Below are 15176 nucleotides of genomic sequence, written 5' to 3'. Positions count from 1 at the left end.
TTTCTGCTATGAATGGACCTTATATAGAGCACCATTCACCGGCTTCGGCCGGACAGCACTTTGTCGGGCGCATCCCGGCAGGACCTCGATCGACACATGAGCATTCGTCCCTGGCGTGACATAGCCCGCAGGAAGAGCCGTCAGATCCATGTGGGATCGGTGCCGGTTGGCGGAGACGCGCCGATTACCGTTCAGACCATGACGAATACGCTGACATCGGACGCCAAGGCGACGATCGAGCAGATTCGCCGCATCGAGGAAGCGGGCGCGGATATCGTGCGCGTGTCCTGCCCGGACGAGGATTCGACGAAGGCGCTGAAGGAGATCGTCAGGGCGACGAAGATCCCGATCGTTGCCGACATTCATTTTCACTACAAGCGCGCTATCGAGGCGGCCGAGGCAGGCGCATCCTGCCTTCGTATCAATCCGGGCAATATCGGCTCGGCGGCGCGCGTGCGCGAGGTCGTGCAGGCGGCGAAGGATCACGGGCTTTCGATGCGTATCGGCGTCAATGCTGGTTCGTTGGAGCGCGATCTTCTGGAGAAATACGGCGAGCCTTGCCCGGAAGCGATGGTCGAGAGCGCGCTCGATCATGCGCGCATCCTGCAGGATCACGACTTCCACGAATTCAAGATCAGCGTGAAGGCGTCCGACGTCTTCCTCACGGTCGCCGCCTATCAGCAGCTTGCCGAAGCGATTGATTGTCCGCTGCATCTCGGCGTGACCGAAGCGGGCGGTCTCATGTCGGGCACGGTCAAATCCTCGATCGGCCTCGGCTCGATGCTATGGGCCGGCATCGGCGACACGATTCGCGTGTCGCTCTCTGCCGATCCGGTCGAGGAAGTGAAGGTCGGCTTCGACATTCTGAAGTCGCTCAATCTGCGTCATCGTGGTGTGACGATCATTTCCTGCCCCTCTTGCGCGCGGCAGGGCTTCGACGTGATCGGCACCGTGAAGCTGCTTGAAGAACGCCTCGCTCATATCCCGACGCCCATGACGCTTTCTGTCATCGGTTGCGTGGTCAATGGGCCGGGCGAGGCCGAACAGACCGATATAGGCTTCACCGGTGGCGGCGCCGGTTCGGGCATGGTCTATCTGGCGGGCGTCACCGATCACAAGATCAGAAACGAGGAAATCGTCGATCACCTCGTGGGCCTCGTCGAGGAAAAGGCGAAGGAAATCGAGGCGGCGCGGGCGGCGGAAGAAGCCGCAAGGGAGCCGCGCGCTCTCGCCGGGGATTAGCCGGGCTTTCAGGCGGCGCGTAGGCGCATGAAAGCCGCCGGTTCCAATTTCCCATGAAGTCGAGACGATGATTCCCCAGGACAGATTGCACAAGCTGCTCGACCGCTTTGAAGCGGTTCAGTCCGAGATGAACGCGAATGTTTCCCGCGAACGTTTCGTTGCGCTGTCGCGAGAATTTGCGGAATTGTCGCCGGTCGCCACAGCGGTCAGGCAGTTGCAGGCGGCCGAAGCGGCGCGTGAAGAAGCGCGTGCGCTTCTCTCCGACAAGGAGATGGCCGAGATCGCGCGCGAGGAACTCGACCGGCTCGATGCGGAGCTGCCCACGCTCGAACGAGAAGTGCAGTTGATGCTGCTGCCCAAGGATGCGGCGGACGAGCGCAACGTCATTCTCGAAGTCCGCGCAGGGACCGGCGGCGACGAGGCCGCTCTCTTCGCGGGCGATCTGTTCCGCATGTATGAACGCTACGCGCAGAAGCAAGGCTGGAAGGTCGAGCTCATCAGCGCCTCCGAAGGCGAAGTCGGCGGCTACAAGGAAATCGTCGCGGAGATCTCCGGCAGGGGCGTCTTTGCGCGGCTCAAATTCGAATCGGGCGTCCACCGTGTGCAGCGCGTTCCGGCCACGGAAGCAGGCGGGCGCATCCACACCTCGGCGGCGACGGTTGCCGTGCTGCCGGAGCCCGAGGATGTCGACGTCCAAATCGACGACAAGGACCTCCGCTTCGACGTCTACCGTGCGAGCGGCGCCGGCGGACAGCACGTAAACAAGACCGAAAGCGCGGTCCGCATCACCCATTTGCCGACAGGCATTGTCGTTGCGCAGCAGGATGAGAAGTCCCAGCACAAGAACAAGGCGCGAGCGATGCAGATTCTGCGCGCGCGCATTTACGAGGCTGAACGCGAGCGCATCGACCGCGAACGCGCGGCGGAGCGCAAGGGGCAGGTCGGTTCCGGCGATCGTTCGGAGCGTATCCGCACCTACAACTTCCCGCAGAGTCGCGTGACGGATCACCGCATCAATCTGACGCTGCACAAGCTCGACCAGGTTCTGGAAGGCGAAGCGCTGGACGAAATCATCTCTGCGCTCATCGCCGAGGATCAGGCGGAGCGCCTCGCTGCCCTCGGGGAAGAAGCGTGATCACCACCCGCGATCATGAATATCGGATGCTCGCCTGGCGTTTCAAACAGGCGGGGATCGAAAATCCTTCGCTCGACGCACGGCTTCTCGTGCAGGCCGCAGCCGGATGCGACGAAATCGAGATGATCCGCGAGCCCGGAAAGAGGCTCGGCGAGGCTGACGTGGAAAAGCTGCGGACCTTCGAGGCGCGGCGCATGGCCCATGAGCCGGTTTCACGCATTCTCGGGTCGCGCGAATTCTGGGGGCTCGCCTTCGAGGTTACGCCTGCGACGCTCGACCCGCGGCCCGATAGCGAAACGCTGATCGCGACGGCGCTGGATCTTCTTGGAAAGGTGACGGCGCCAAGGATTCTCGACATAGGCACGGGCACCGGATGTCTGCTGATATCCCTTCTTCACGAGCGCAAAGATGCCGGTGGGCTGGGTGTCGACATCTCCGAAGAGGCGCTTGCCGTCGCTGCGCGCAACGCAGCATCGCTCGGTTGTGCCGATCGTGCGGCGTTTCGCCGCGCAAGTTGGGCACAAGGCATCGACGAGCGCTTCGATCTCGTGATTTCCAATCCGCCCTACATTCCCACCGCCGTCATCGCGACGCTGGATGAGGAGGTGAAGGCCTTCGATCCGAGCCTTGCACTCGATGGAGGCGTCGATGGTTATGACGCATATCGTGCGATAGGCGCTGAATTGCCGAGACTTCTGAAGCCCGAAAGTCACGCTGTCGTCGAGCTGGGCATCGGCCAGGACGCGGATGTGGCGAAGATTTTTTCCGAGGCAGGGCTTGAGGTTCTCGATGTGGTGGCCGATCTCGCCGGTGTGCCCCGAGCCATCGTTGCGCGGTTGCCACGGCGTTGAAATCAAGATTCACGTCTTGCAAAAAATGTTTGGAAAGAAGCGCTTTAGGGTCTAGGTTGCCTTCAGGGTATTGAGCCAAGGGACACTCCACCTCGCTCTTCAAGCCGATGGATATGGCGGTTTAAAGAGAGCTTGAGGTGAACCCGGAGGCAGGGCGCCAGGCACGCGAACCGGTATCGGATCGCAGGCAAAGGCGCCAGGGGCCGGAACTTCTGAGCATCCGACATGACCGAACCGGCGGAGCCGGAAGGCGCGATTGGTGCTGAAGTACGCCACGCAGATTGCGCATGCCGACAATGGGTCGGCGATCGTCCAGAAGCCGCGCGCGTAGCGCCCGGTACGGACACAGCGGAAATGCTTTGAACTCCAAGATGAACATTAGACGAGATAGTGACCATATGAGGCAGGGGCAGAACAACTCCAAGCGCTCGCGTGGGCGTGGACGCAAGCCGCAGAATTCGGGCAACCGCGCTTATGACAGCAATGGACCCGATGTGAAGATTCGCGGCACCGCCGCTCATGTCTGCGAGAAGTACCAGCAGCTTGCGCGCGATGCGATCTCGGCCGGCGACCGCGTCATGGCGGAAAACTACTATCAGCATGCAGAACATTACTACCGCCTGCTGATGGCTTCGCAGGTGATGAACGAGGGCCAGCCCCGTCCTCAGCATAATCTGGGCTACCGCCCCGACGAGGATCAGGACGAAGAGGAGGAGGATTTTTCCTCCGACCAGCCGCAGCCCAATTTTCCGAATCAGCCCTTCCATCAGCAGGCCCATCAGCATGGGCAGCGTCAGGGGCGGGGCGAAGGCCGCGGCGAACGCCATCAGAATTCGAGTGGCGGGCAGCAGCCTCAGGGCGATCTCGACATTCAGCCGGACAGCGAGCAGCCCGTCATTGCCGAAGGCGAGGCACGTGGCGATGGACATGCGCAAGGCATTCCCGGCGGCGTACCGAGCGGCGAGGGATCGCGCCGTCGTCAGGGGCGTCGGCGTCGTCCGCGCCATGAAGCTGGCGGCGAACGCCCGGCTTCGGAAGGTGGCGAGAACGCCGCTTCATCCAGCGTGGACGAAGCGCCCGCAGTCTGATCGGGCATGATTTCTGAAAGGCGCGGGCAATCCGGAAGGGGCCCGCGCCTTTTTTTCATTTCAGACGAGGGCGATCCTGTCGCCGGGGCGAATCGTTCCCGCGTCGAGCACTTCTGCATAAAGGCCGAGATTCATGTGGCCGAGGTTCCGCTGCAGCGTTGCCGGAATCTCCATGTCGCGCTCCGCCGTCGAAGGATCGACGTTGGTCGCCGCGCAGCGCCTGATCGGCATGACGCCGCGTGCACGAATCTCGCCCAGACGAATTTCCCTGCCTGCCCAGTCGTGATCTTCCCAGGGGCTGAGGCCTTGCACGAGAAGGTTTCCGCGAAAGCGCAGAGGGTCGACCGGCCGTCCGATGAGCTTTTCGAGTTCGCGAACGCTGGCCAGATTGATGAGCGATACGACCTTTGCCGCCACATCCGAGATGGAAAAGCCCGGGGCGTGGACGATTCGCGGCGCGCCCCGCAGTTCGGCTTTCATGTACTGCGCCATAAAGGCCTCGATGGCGGTTCTGCCTTCGACCGTCATGAGGTTACCGCTGACGACTTGCCGTCCGTTCTCAGAGAGGGTGAGCGTCGCCGTCCGTTCGTCGAATCGCGAATGAAGCCGGGCAAGGCGCTCGTTCTTCATCAGCATCAGAAATTTGACCTTGGGAAAATGCTTCGGCGCAGCCGGATCGAAATCGGCCGATCCGTTTTCGATGGCGAAGGCGCGGTCCCAGTCGATCGTCTCGCCGGGACGGAGAGCCGCCTCCTGCATCGCCTCGGGCGAGAGCCCTTTGACCGGGTAGCGGTAGAGACCTGCAATGCGGGCCGAGCCTGTCATGTTTCTCGCTCCAAAAACGCGCGGATATCCGGGGGATACCCCTCTTGTGTGGCGATGAGGTCACACCATATCTGCCTTGGAGCGGTGCCTCGAAGAGGGCTGATCCAGCGCAATGCTCCCGCAAGGGAGAGTAAGCGATATTTTGAAGAAGGCGCTCGAAAGAGGTGCTGGGACGTCATCCTTTTATGGAGACGCGGGGCCTCGCGGGACGTGCTTGAAAGGACGAGAGATGGATCTGGAAAAATATACGGACCGCAGTCGCGGTTTCATCCAGTCGGCGCAAGGGCTCGCCGTGCGCTCGGGACACCAGCGCTTCACCCCCGAACATATTCTGAAGGTTCTGCTCGATGACGAGGAAGGTCTCGCCGCGGGCCTCATTCGCGCCGCGGGCGGCAGACCCGATCAGGCGCTTACCGGCGTCGAAACGGTGCTGAACAAGCTGCCCAAGGTCGAGGGATCTGCGGCCGGTCAGCTTTACCTCGCACCCGAGACGGCGCGAATTTTCGATCAGGCCGAAAAGCTCGCGAAGAAGGCGGGCGATTCCTATGTCACCGCCGAACGTCTGCTCCTCGCGCTGCTGATCGAGCCGGGCACCGAATCGGAAAAAATCCTCAAGACGGCGGGCGTCACCGCGCAATCTCTCAACGAGGCGATCGAACGCGTTCGCAAGGGGCGTACCGCCGACACGGCTTCTGCCGAAGAAGGCTATGAGGCTCTGAAGAAATATACGCGCGACCTCACCGCTGAGGCCAGGTCGGGCAAGCTCGACCCGGTGATCGGCCGCGACGAGGAGATTCGCCGCACGATTCAGGTTCTGGCCCGGCGCACGAAGAACAATCCCGTCCTGATCGGCGAGCCCGGCGTCGGCAAGACGGCCATTGCCGAAGGTCTTGCGCTGCGCGTCGTCAATGGCGACGTGCCCGAAAGTCTCCGCAACAAGCGCCTTTTGTCGCTCGATCTCGGCGCCCTGATCGCCGGCGCCAAGTATCGCGGCGAGTTCGAAGAGCGGTTGAAGGCCGTACTGACGGAGCTCGGTTCGAGCGAAGGCGGCGTGATTCTCTTCATCGACGAATTGCACACGCTGGTCGGCGCGGGAAAGACCGATGGCGCGATGGACGCGTCGAATCTGCTGAAGCCCGCTCTGGCGCGCGGCGAGTTGCACTGCGTCGGTGCGACCACGCTCGACGAGTACCGCAAATATATCGAGAAGGATGCCGCGCTTGCCCGCCGCTTCCAGCCGATCTTCGTCGAGGAGCCGACGGTCGAGGATTCGATATCGATTCTTCGCGGGCTCAAGGAGAAGTACGAACTGCATCACGGCGTGAGAATCACCGATTCGGCGCTCGTCGCGGCGGCAACCCTGTCGGACCGCTACATTTCCGATCGATTCCTGCCGGACAAGGCCATCGACCTGATGGACGAAGCCGCGAGCCGGCTTCGCATGCAGGTCGACTCCAAGCCGGAGGCGCTCGATGAAATCGACCGCCGCGTCATTCAGCTCAAGATCGAGCGCGAGGCGCTGAAGAAGGAAAAGGACGAGGGTTCGAAGGATCGTCTGGAGAAGATCGAGGGCGAGCTTGCCGACCTCGAGAAGAAGTCAGCCGATCTCACAGCCTCCTGGCAGGCCGAGAAGTCGAAGCTCGCGGGCGCGCAGAAGCTCAAGGAAGAGCTCGACAATGCGCGTAACGAACTCGTGCAGGCACAGCGTGCCGGCAGGCTTGAGCGTGCTTCGGAACTTGCTTATGGCGTCATTCCCGATCTCGAGAAGAAGCTCGCCGAGATGGAAAAGCGCGCCAGCGCCGCGGGCGCGCTGGTCGAAGAGGCCGTGACCGAAGCCCATATCGCGCAGGTCGTTTCGCGCTGGACCGGAATTCCGGTCGACAAGATGCTCGAAGGCGAGCGTGAGAAGCTCCTGCAGATGGAATCGGCGCTGGGACAGCGGGTCATCGGCCAGTCGGAGGCGGTTTCCGCAGTTGCCCGGGCCGTGCGCCGCGCTCGCGCCGGTCTTCAGGATCCGAATCGCCCTATCGGTTCCTTCCTGTTCCTCGGACCGACCGGCGTCGGCAAGACGGAGCTGACCAAGGCGCTCGCCGGCTTCCTCTTCGACGACGACCAGGCGATCTGTCGCCTAGACATGTCGGAATACATGGAGAAGCACTCGGTCTCGCGCCTGATCGGCGCTCCGCCCGGATATGTCGGATATGAGGAAGGCGGCGCGTTGACGGAGGCGGTTCGCCGCAGGCCCTATCAGGTCGTGCTCTTCGACGAAATCGAGAAGGCGCACCCGGATGTCTTCAACGTGCTGTTGCAGGTGCTCGATGACGGACGCCTGACGGATGGACAGGGACGCACGGTCGATTTCAAAAACGTGCTCATCATCATGACGTCGAATCTCGGTGCCGAATACCTGGCCGAGGGCGGCGCCGTGGAGGATGTTCGCGAGCAGGTGATGGATGTCGTGCGGTCGCGTTTCCGCCCGGAATTCCTCAATCGTCTCGATGAGATCCTGCTCTTCCACCGTCTGACCCGCGAGCAGATGGACGCGATTGTCGATATCCAGATGGCGCGTCTCCAGAAGCTCCTGGCGGATCGCAAGATAGCCATTCACCTCGATCCGAGCGCGAGGACCTGGCTTGCCGATGAAGGCTACGATCCGGTCTATGGTGCGCGGCCGCTGAAGCGTGTCATTCAGCGCAATGTTCAGGATCCGCTCGCGGAACTGCTGCTCGAAGGCGGGATTCGCGATGGCGAGACGGTGACAGTTTCTGCTGGTGCCGACGGCATCGCGATCAACGGCCATGACACTGTGGACGGGCATATCGCCGACGAAGGCGGCGCGGAAGCTCACCTCATTCACTAAGGCGGGAAGCCTTCGACGCATATGAAAAAGGGGCCGATTTTCGGCCCCTTTTTTGATCTCCGTCCCGATATCCGCGGATCAGTTCGCCTTCGGCGTTTCCGATGCCTGCGCGACTCGCGTCATCAACGGCGTTTCAGCCATCTGGCTCGCAACATTGGCGCGGTTGGCCTTGAAGGAGGCCAGCTGTTTGCCGCCAAGCTTCATGCCCGTCGCCACCTTGACGCCGAGCGGATTGACCTTCTTGCCGGCAATATGAATCTCGTAGTGGAGATGCGGGCCCGTCGACCGACCTGTCGAGCCCACGTAGCCGATCACCTGGCCCTGGCGGACGCGGACGCCGGGACGGATACCCTTGGCGAAGGCGCTCATGTGGCCATAGCCGGTTTCGTATCTGTTGGCGTGGCCGACTTCGACGAAATTGCCGTAGCCATTGACCCAGCCCGCGATCTTCACAACGCCGTCGCCGGCGGCATAGATCGGCGTTCCCTTGGGGGCCGCGAAGTCGACGCCCGCATGGAGCTTGCTGTAGCCGAGGATCGGATGCTTGCGCATGCCGAAGCCGGAGCTGATGCGGGCGCCATCGATCGGCGTCCTCATCAGGAACTTCTTCATGCTGTTGCCGTTCTCGTCGTAGTAGTCCCAGTTGCCATCGGCGGTCTTGAAGCGCCACAGGCGATAGGGTTTGCCGCCGACGGTCAGCGACGCGTAGGCGATCTGACCTTCCTTCACAGGAATTCCGTCTTCGTCGAATTTACGATCGAAGAAGACTTCGAATGAGTCGCCGGGATGAATTTCGCGCTGGAAATCGACGCTGTAGGAGAACATGCGGATCATTTCGAGGATGATCGGCGCCGGAATGCCGGCCTGCTGCGCGTCGAGGAAGAGGCTTGAACTGATCGTGTTCTTTGCGTGGGCAAAGCCGCTTTTCAGCTCTTTCTGGAATTCTTCGGACTTGTAGCTGCCGTCTTCGGTGCGGTTCACCTGAATGGCGCGGTCAATGTCCGGTTGGAGCGAAATGGCGGTGAGAAGCTTGGAGGGTTGGTCTTTTTCAGGGTTCGGATTGGACAGGAAGGTCAGGGATACTTCCTGTCCGGCCCGCATTTTCGACGGGCTGAATACCGGTTTCATCGCCGCAATGGCGTGATAGGCGTCCACGCGATCGGCGCCCGCATCGGTCAGCACCTGCATCAGCGTCTCGCCATCATTGATGGCGACCTTGGTCTGGACTTCCTTCGGCTCGGCGGGCGTGGCCGGGGCGGTCAGTTCGGCATTGGCTGGAGAGGCATCGGCCGCCACCGTCTCATCCGTGGCGTCTTCCGCCGCGGTCTGGTCGGCATCCGGGGCCGGCGTTTCCTCCGACAGGGTGACGCGCTCGACGGGGCCGTCGGCGTCCAGAGCCACGATCTGCGGCGCCTGGTCGGCCGTCAACGCGGCCGTTTCGACGTTGGAATAGGGTGAAACGAGGGCCGCGACGCCCATGCCGAGCAGGGCGAAAGAGAGCACGCCCGCAACGCCCGTCGCGGCGAGCCAGCGGTTCTGACCGAGGCTCTGCCCCAGAACCAGCCGGCTGACCGACACATAGAGCTTCATCGAACGCTGCAGCGATTGCCGGAACCGGGTCATCGGCGCGACCTGTTCGGCACCGGTCTCCGCTTCGGAGCTGGCCTTATCCAGGTCGAGTTCGTCGGAAAGCTTCCCCGAGTCGTACAAGTAGGGACCCCCTGGTCGTCCGGAACGGACCCCGCGTCCGCCCTTAACTCCGTTTCCGGGCACCCCCGCAGGCGGCCGGTAACGAACTGTAATTTGTCGTGAACAAACGATGCGTTCTCAGGGATGCCCTGTCAACGCGCGTTATGTCGTTCGGCCTCGTTATCTTCCCATTATGGAGCGGCTATATGACGGCCGCGCGAAACCTGTCCCATAACGCCCCAAAAGGGAGCGTGGCGGGCCTTCACTTGCGAGGGGCGTAGCAGAAGACGGGCCGGAATCACCTTGAGAGAAGTGCCTGCGCCGCAACACAAATCAGTCGAACAGAGTCAAGCGCAAAGAGCGTGAATTTTTTTGGAAATTGACGCAAAAAAGGGTTTGACGGGGCAGGGCGACCCCCCTATAAACCGCCTCACCGAACGAGACCACGGCGCAACGCAAACACGGCGCGCCACCGACGGTAAGAAAGACTGAAGAGCTTGCTTGACAGTCTGCCTTGTGGTCTAGTAGACGATCCAACGATGGGTGACGGCAAGCCCCGACTTCTCCGGAAGCGGTGGCATGACTGTCCTTCGGGTCGGTTACGACCCTCGGTTTCGAGGCGCTAAAGTGCCGAGAAGCTTAGGTGCTCTTTGACATTGTGGTTTGAGAAAGAGAAACGTGGACGGCGGTGTCCTGGCGAGCTCGCCCAGCGAAAGTTGGGATCTGCGAGCAAACCAAATACCGACTGTCTGACGTTTCAAAACACACTACCCCGTTAGTCGATCGCAAGATCGGCAATAACGAGAGTATGTGTCTTGCGTCGCGTCTCGCGATTTTCCTCGCGAGATTGATAAGTCGGATCAACTCAACTTGAGAGTTTGATCCTGGCTCAGAACGAACGCTGGCGGCAGGCTTAATACATGCAAGTCGAACGGTTGTAGCAATACAGCAGTGGCAGACGGGTGAGTAACACGTGGGAACCTACCTAGGGGTACGGAATAACTCAGGGAAACTTGTGCTAATACCGTATACGACCTTCGGGTGAAAGATTTATCGCCCCTAGATGGGCCCGCGTTGGATTAGCTAGTTGGTGGGGTAAAAGCCTACCAAGGCGACGATCCATAGCTGGTCTGAGAGGATGATCAGCCACACTGGGACTGAGACACGGCCCAGACTCCTACGGGAGGCAGCAGTGGGGAATATTGGACAATGGGCGCAAGCCTGATCCAGCCATGCCGCGTGAGTGATGAAGGCCTTAGGGTTGTAAAGCTCTTTCGCCAGGGAAGATAATGACGGTACCTGGATAAGAAGCCCCGGCTAACTTCGTGCCAGCAGCCGCGGTAATACGAAGGGGGCTAGCGTTGTTCGGAATTACTGGGCGTAAAGCGCACGTAGGCGGTTTTCCAAGTTGGAGGTGAAATCCCTGGGCTCAACCCGGGAACTGCCTCCAAAACTGGATGACTCGAGTCCGAGAGAGGTGAGTGGAATTTCCAGTGTAGAGGTGAAATTCGTAGATATTGGAAAGAACACCAGTGGCGAAGGCGGCTCACTGGCTCGGTACTGACGCTGAGGTGCGACAGCGTGGGGAGCAAACAGGATTAGATACCCTGGTAGTCCACGCCGTAAACGATGGGTGCTAGTTGTCAGGCAGCTTGCTGTTTGGTGACGCAGCTAACGCATTAAGCACCCCGCCTGGGGAGTACGGTCGCAAGATTAAAACTCAAAGGAATTGACGGGGGCCCGCACAAGCGGTGGAGCATGTGGTTTAATTCGACGCAACGCGCAGAACCTTACCAACCCTTGACATCCCGGTCGCGGTTACCAGAGATGGTTTCCTTCAGTTCGGCTGGACCGGAGACAGGTGTTGCATGGCTGTCGTCAGCTCGTGTCGTGAGATGTTGGGTTAAGTCCCGCAACGAGCGCAACCCTCGCCTTTAGTTGCCATCATTAAGTTGGGCACTCTAGAGGGACTGCCGGTGATAAGCCGGAGGAAGGTGGGGATGACGTCAAGTCCTCATGGCCCTTACGGGTTGGGCTACACACGTGCTACAATGGCGGCGACAATGGGCAGCGAAGGGGCGACCCGGTGCAAATCCCAAAAAGCCGTCTCAGTTCGGATTGTACTCTGCAACTCGAGTGCATGAAGGTGGAATCGCTAGTAATCGCGTAACAGCATGACGCGGTGAATACGTTCCCGGGCCTTGTACACACCGCCCGTCACACCATGGGAGTTGGTTTTACCCGAAGCTGGTGCGCTAACCGCAAGGAGGCAGCCAACCACGGTAAGGTCAGCGACTGGGGTGAAGTCGTAACAAGGTAGCCCTAGGGGAACCTGGGGCTGGATCACCTCCTTTCTAAGGAAGATCCTTCAAGAGCTTGCTCTTATCGGATCCTCAATAGACATGATGCTGGTGAGAAAGGTAGTCAGCCTTTCCGCGCAGCATCTCTAAAGACAGAGCGGGATGCCGCCGTCTTCGTTTCTCTTTCTCTCAAGTCTGGTCGTTCTTCCGCATCCGGCGGTTGAATGTCCGGGCTTTTTGGACGAGCGCACGCTTACAGCGGGGCCTGTAGCTCAGGTGGTTAGAGCGCACGCCTGATAAGCGTGAGGTCGGTAGTTCGAGTCTACCCAGGCCCACCAAGCTTTCAGGCTAGCTCGCACGCCTTATCGGGGCCGTAGCTCAGTTGGGAGAGCGCTAGCTTTGCAAGCTTGAGGTCGTCGGTTCGATCCCGTCCGGCTCCACCAAGGCGCTTCAGTAGTGCTGGCGGATGCCGAGAGCGGTGACAGCTCGTCCAAGAACAGATTTGGTTCGTACACTTCGTGTGCGGACCCAGTTCATTTACATCGTGAAGAAGGGATTTACCCGATGCTGGCGTAGCCGGCTGATGGGTTTGAAAGCGTCACCCTGGACGGGGTTTCGCTGGAGAACTATCAGCTTCGCCAGTTCGCAGGAGCGCCTCATGCACATGAGGTCCTGCGGTGAGACCAACCCACACTAACTAATGGGTCTCATGGACGGGTAAATCGAATGATTATCTGGTCTTTTCGTTGTCATCAAAACATGACCGGGTGTCTTACGACATCTGGGAATGAGCAGTGATAATGAGAGTAATCAAGCGTCTTAAGGGTATCTGGTGGATGCCTTGGCGCGCAGAGGCGATGAAGGACGTGGCACGCTGCGATAAGCCGCGGGGAGCTGTGAGCAAGCTTTGATCCGTGGATTTCCGAATGGGGCAACCCACCCGCAAGGGTATCGTTAACTGAATACATAGGTTAACGAAGCGAACCCGGGGAACTGAAACATCTCAGTACCCGGAGGAAAGGACATCAACCGAGACTCCGTTAGTAGTGGCGAGCGAACGCGGACTAGGCCAATGCCTCAATTCTTCTAACTGGAACTGTCTGGAAAGTCAGGCCTTAGCGGGTGATAGCCCCGTACAGGTGTTGAAGGATTGGGGATACGAGTAGGGCGGGACACGTGAAATCCTGTCTGAACATGGGGGGACCACCCTCCAAGCCTAAGTACTCCTGCGCGACCGATAGTGCACAAGTACCGTGAGGGAAAGGTGAAAAGCACCCCGACTAGGGGAGTGAAACAGTTCCTGAAACCGGATACCTACAAACAGCTAGAGCCCGCAAGGGTGATAGCGTACCTTTTGTATAATGGGTCAGCGACTTAATCTGGCGAGCAAGCTTAAACCGATAGGTGTAGGCGCAGCGAAAGCGAGTCTGAATAGGGCATTCAGTTCGTCGGATTAGACCCGAAACCACGTGATCTAGCCATGAGCAGGCTGAAGGTGAGGTAACACTTACTGGAGGGCCGAACCCACGTCTGTTGAAAAAGCCGGGGATGACTTGTGGCTAGGGGTGAAAGGCCAATCAAACGTGGAAATAGCTGGTTCTCCGCGAAATCTATTTAGGTAGAGCGTCGAGTGAATACTCCAGGGGGTAGAGCACTGGATGGGCTAGGGGTCCTTACCGGATTACCAAACCTAACCAAACTCCGAATACCTGGAAGTACTGCTCGGCAGACACACTATGGGTGCTAACGTCCGTGGTGGAGAGGGAAAAAACCCTGACCGCCAGCTAAGGTCCCAAAGTTATGGCTAAGTGGGAAAGGATGTGGAGACCCCAAAACAACCAGGATGTTGGCTTAGAAGCAGCCATCATTTAAAGAAAGCGTAACAGCTCACTGGTCTAAATAAGGGTCTCTGCGCCGAAAATGTACCGGGGCTAAAGCCATACACCGAAGCTGCGGGTGCATCGCAAGATGCGCGGTAGCGGAGCGTTCCGTAAGCCTGTGAAGGTGGACCCGTGAGGGCCGCTGGAGGTATCGGAAGTGAGAATGCTGACATGAGTAACGACAAACAGTGTGAGAGACACTGTCGCCGAAAGTCCAAGGGTTCCTACGTAAAGTTAATCTGCGTAGGGTTAGCCGGCCCCTAAGGTGAGGGCGAAAGCCGTAATCGATGGGAACCACGTTAATATTCGTGGGCCAGTGGGTGGTGACGAACGCCGAAAGCAGTGAGGACTTATTGGATTGTTCTTGCTGCCTGGGAGTTCCAGGAAATAGCCCCCACATCAGACCGTACCCTAAACCGACACAGGTGGACTGGTAGAGTATACCAAGGCGCTTGAGAGAATGGTGCTGAAGGAACTCGGCAAATTGCCTCCGTAACTTCGGGAGAAGGAGGCCCTCGTCTTGGGCAACCAGGGCGAGGGGGCACAGACCAGGGGGTGGCAACTGTTTATCAAAAACACAGGGCTCTGCGAAATCGCAAGATGACGTATAGGGTCTGACGCCTGCCCGGTGCCGGAAGGTTAAGAGGAGAGGTGCAAGCCTTGAATTGAAGCCCCGGTAAACGGCGGCCGTAAATATAACGGTCCTAAGGTAGCGAAATTCCTTGTCGGGTAAGTTCCGACCTGCACGAATGGCGTAATGACTTCCCCGCTGTCTCCAACATAGACTCAGTGAAATTGAATTCCCCGTGAAGATGCGGGGTTCCTGCGGTCAGACGGAAAGACCCCGTGCACCTTTACTGTAACTTTGCATTGGCATTCGTGTCGGCATGTGTAGGATAGGTGGTAGGCTTTGAAGCGTGGGCGCCAGCTCGCGTGGAGCCACCCTTGAAATACCACCCTTATCGTCATGGATGTCTAACCGCGCTCCGTCATCCGGAGCCGGGACAGCGCATGGTGGGCAGTTTGACTGGGGCGGTCGCCTCCCAAAGAGTAACGGAGGCGCGCGATGGTGGGCTCAGAGCGGTCGGAAATCGCTCGACGAGTGCAATGGCATAAGCCCGCTTGACTGCGAGACTGACAAGTCGAGCAGAGACGAAAGTCGGCCATAGTGATCCGGTGGTCCCGCGTGGAAGGGCCATCGCTCAACGAATAAAAGGTACGCCGGGGATAACAGGCTGATACTGCCCAAGAGTCCATATCGACGGCAGTGTTTGGCACCTCGATGTCGGCTCATCACATCCTGGGG

7 protein-coding genes, 2 tRNA genes and 2 rRNA genes are annotated in these 15176 nt (G+C 59.6%); 9 read left to right on the top strand and 2 right to left on the bottom strand.

All coding sequences use genetic code 11. The annotated features are described in order from the left end of the window. Window positions 1-96 precede the first annotated feature (96 nt). From ispG to ABFC66_RS00820, 4 genes are all read left to right on the top strand, one after another. Window positions 97-1242 (top strand): flavodoxin-dependent (E)-4-hydroxy-3-methylbut-2-enyl-diphosphate synthase, encoded by a 1146-nt coding sequence (gene ispG, locus ABFC66_RS00835; protein ID WP_346739058.1) that lies wholly within the window; start codon window positions 97-99, stop codon window positions 1240-1242. Between the two features lie 67 nt (window positions 1243-1309). Continuing rightward, the gene (prfA, locus tag ABFC66_RS00830) at window positions 1310-2377 is read left to right on the top strand and encodes a peptide chain release factor 1 (protein ID WP_346739057.1); all 1068 of its coding nucleotides are present in this window, start codon (window positions 1310-1312) and stop codon (window positions 2375-2377) included. Further along, window positions 2374-3228 carry a peptide chain release factor N(5)-glutamine methyltransferase gene (gene prmC / locus ABFC66_RS00825; protein WP_346739056.1) on the top strand — a complete coding sequence of 285 codons (855 nt, stop codon included), beginning with the start codon at window positions 2374-2376 and terminating at the stop codon, window positions 3226-3228. Before prfA ends, prmC begins: the two co-directional genes overlap by 4 nt. Before the next feature lie 398 nt (window positions 3229-3626). Beyond that, window positions 3627-4316 (top strand): DUF4167 domain-containing protein, encoded by a 690-nt coding sequence (locus tag ABFC66_RS00820; protein WP_346739055.1) that lies wholly within the window; start codon window positions 3627-3629, stop codon window positions 4314-4316. Window positions 4317-4376: 60 nt separating this feature from the next. Here ABFC66_RS00820 and ABFC66_RS00815 read toward each other — a convergent pair whose 3' ends face one another. Next, window positions 4377-5141: an MOSC domain-containing protein gene (locus ABFC66_RS00815; protein WP_346739054.1), complete on the bottom strand. Its 765-nt coding sequence runs from the start codon at window positions 5139-5141 to the stop codon at window positions 4377-4379. A 229-nt stretch (window positions 5142-5370) separates the two neighbouring features. Between ABFC66_RS00815 and clpB the strand changes: the two genes are divergently transcribed. Then, complete coding sequence (clpB, locus tag ABFC66_RS00810) at window positions 5371-8001, top strand: ATP-dependent chaperone ClpB (RefSeq protein WP_346739053.1); 2631 nt, start codon at window positions 5371-5373, stop codon at window positions 7999-8001. A 78-nt stretch (window positions 8002-8079) separates the two neighbouring features. Here clpB and ABFC66_RS00805 read toward each other — a convergent pair whose 3' ends face one another. Further along, window positions 8080-9711, bottom strand: a complete 1632-nt coding sequence (locus ABFC66_RS00805; protein WP_346739052.1) for a peptidoglycan DD-metalloendopeptidase family protein — start codon at window positions 9709-9711, stop codon at window positions 8080-8082. Window positions 9712-10556: 845 nt separating this feature from the next. Here ABFC66_RS00805 and ABFC66_RS00800 point away from each other — a divergent pair. The 4 genes from ABFC66_RS00800 to ABFC66_RS00785 form a co-directional block, all read left to right on the top strand. Beyond that, window positions 10557-12044: ribosomal RNA gene (locus tag ABFC66_RS00800) — 16S ribosomal RNA — on the top strand. Between the two features lie 207 nt (window positions 12045-12251). After that, window positions 12252-12328 (top strand) — tRNA-Ile (locus tag ABFC66_RS00795). Between the two features lie 29 nt (window positions 12329-12357). After that, window positions 12358-12433: transfer RNA gene (locus ABFC66_RS00790), tRNA-Ala, on the top strand. A 365-nt stretch (window positions 12434-12798) separates the two neighbouring features. Next, window positions 12799-15176: ribosomal RNA gene (locus ABFC66_RS00785) — 23S ribosomal RNA — on the top strand; the annotation flags it as partial.

Origin of the sequence: Parvibaculum sp. (assembly GCF_039680535.1) — a bacterium.
Classification (GTDB): Bacteria; Pseudomonadota; Alphaproteobacteria; order Parvibaculales; family Parvibaculaceae; genus Parvibaculum.
Note: the sequence above shows the minus strand (reverse complement) of the source record. Positions and strands in the feature narration are given on the sequence as shown.

What these genes read in the sequence shown, in the direction of transcription:
- clpB (WP_346739053.1), top strand. Translation starts at nt 5,371, where the DNA reads ATGGATCTGGAAAAATATACGGACCGCAGTCGCGGTTTCATCCAGTCG.
- ABFC66_RS00820 (WP_346739055.1), top strand. Translation starts at nt 3,627, where the DNA reads ATGAGGCAGGGGCAGAACAACTCCAAGCGCTCGCGTGGGCGTGGACGC.
- ispG (WP_346739058.1), top strand. Translation starts at nt 97, where the DNA reads ATGAGCATTCGTCCCTGGCGTGACATAGCCCGCAGGAAGAGCCGTCAG.
- ABFC66_RS00815 (WP_346739054.1), bottom strand. Translation starts at nt 5,141, where the DNA reads ATGACAGGCTCGGCCCGCATTGCAGGTCTCTACCGCTACCCGGTCAAA.
- prfA (WP_346739057.1), top strand. Translation starts at nt 1,310, where the DNA reads ATGATTCCCCAGGACAGATTGCACAAGCTGCTCGACCGCTTTGAAGCG.